We start from the raw sequence: 1,917 nt of genomic DNA on the forward strand, positions 1-1,917 counted from the left end.
CGCGGCGATCGACGCCGGCGACTACCGGCGCGCGGCGGCGAGCCTCGACGGCGTTGACGAAGCGGGCCGGCGCGATCCGCGTTATGCGCTCGAAATCGCCGACCTGCAGCGCGCGCAGGGCAAATTCGCCGACGCCCGCGCCACGCTCAACCAGTTGCTGGCCGACAAACCGGACAATCCGGATGCGCAGCTTGCGCTTGCTCGCGTGTTGCAGGAAAGCGGCAAGCGCCGCGCGGCGCTCGAACTCGTGCATGGCGTGATCGAGCAAACGCCCACGGACGATATCGACACGCGGCTCTCGGCGGCGCGCCGGCTGGCCGCGCTGCGCCGTCCGTACGAAGCCCAGGCGCTGACCGACGAACTCGCGGGCGCCTTCCCGGGCCGCTCGGACGTGACGGTGCAGCAAGGCCGCATCGACGAGGACCTTGGCCGCTACGATGCCGCCGCCGCGCTGTACCGCAAGTCGCAGGACGAGGAGCGCGGCGAAGGCGTGAGCGCCGGCCCTAACGGCACGCCCGCGCAAGCCGCGTTGAGCGATCTGGAGCAGCGCCGCGATCCTTCGATCGAAGCGGGCTGGCTGCCCGGTTACAAGTCCGGCGATGCGGGAGTCTCGAAGTACGCCGCCCAGCAGGTGCCGGTCTACGCGCAAGCGCCGGTGGGTTACGGCGGGCATGTGTTCGCGCATATCGACGCCGTGCATCTGGATGCCGGCACGCTCGACCCGTCCGATTCGACGGTGGCGGGCTCGGTCGGCACCCACGCGGCGCTGACCGACAGCGGCACGGCGCCGGTCGCGAGCCTGCATCAGCATGCCACCGGCGCGGGCGGCGGCGTCGGCTACAAGTCGGACAACTTTCGGGTCGATCTGGGCACGACACCGATCGGCTTCCCGGTGCATTACCTGGTGGGCGGCGTGCGTTACCGCATGGCCGGCGACGACGGCAGCGTCACCGTGAACCTGTCGCGCCGGCCGCAAACCGGCAGCGAACTGTCGTATGCGGGCTTGCGCGATCCGTGGACCGGCTCGGTCTGGGGCGGCGTGCGCCGCGACGGGCTCGACGTGCATTCGTCGCTCGACATCGGCCGGGTGAACCTGTTCGCCGATGTCGGCGCGGCCGTGCTGACCGGCCGCAACGTCGCGCCGAACAGCGGCGCCACCTTGCGCACGGGAGTGACCGTGCCGCTGCTGGAGCGCGCGGACATGAAGGTCAGCACCGGCGTGGTCGGCAACGCGTGGCACTACGCCAACAACCTGCGTTATTACACTTTCGGGCAGGGCGGCTATTACAGTCCGCAGCGATATCTGTCGCTCGGCTTTCCCGTCGAATGGGAGGGCCGCCGCGGCGGCTTGCGCTGGGACCTGACCGCCACGGTCGGCGTATCGAATTCGTATGAGCGCAGTTCGCCGGTCTACCCGAACGGCCTGCCGGCCTCGGCGAAGCTCCAGTCGTCCGGCGCGCTGGCCAACGACGTCTATCCGGCCAGTTCGACGCGCGGTGTATCGTTCCTCTACGGCCTGACCGGCACCGTGGAGTACCGTTTCAACCCGCATGTGGTTGCGGGGCTGCTGTTCGACATCGACCGCTCGCACGATTACGCGCCGAGTTCCGCGATGATCTATGTGCGATACAACCTGGACGCACGCAAACCCGACACGGGCCTGTCGCCGACGCCGACGCGTCTGTATTCGAGTTATTGAGGAAGACGGCATGCGATCCGCCACTCCAGATTCCAACGATCCCCGCCGGAGGCCCGACGAAGCGCCGGGTTTCATGTCGACGCTGCGCGCGGTCGGCGCCGCGCTCATGCGGCTCGCGGCACGCCGGCAGGTGCAGAACCGGCTCTCGATAGACGGTTTGCCCGACGGCTGGGCGACCCTCGCGCCGGGCAGGCTGTACCTCGTGTACGGCATCGCCG

General features: G+C 69.3%; 1 protein-coding gene. It reads left to right on the plus strand.

The genetic code is table 11. The features are described 5' to 3' along the window. Nucleotides 1-1,699 (plus strand): cellulose synthase subunit BcsC-related outer membrane protein (locus VF497_RS11210; protein ID WP_330888699.1); only part of this gene is annotated, 1,699 nt, incomplete at its 5' end. Nucleotides 1,700-1,917: the final 218 nt, after the last annotated feature.

It is taken from the genome of Rudaea sp., from assembly GCF_036383415.1.
GTDB lineage: Bacteria > Pseudomonadota > Gammaproteobacteria > Xanthomonadales > Rhodanobacteraceae > Rudaea.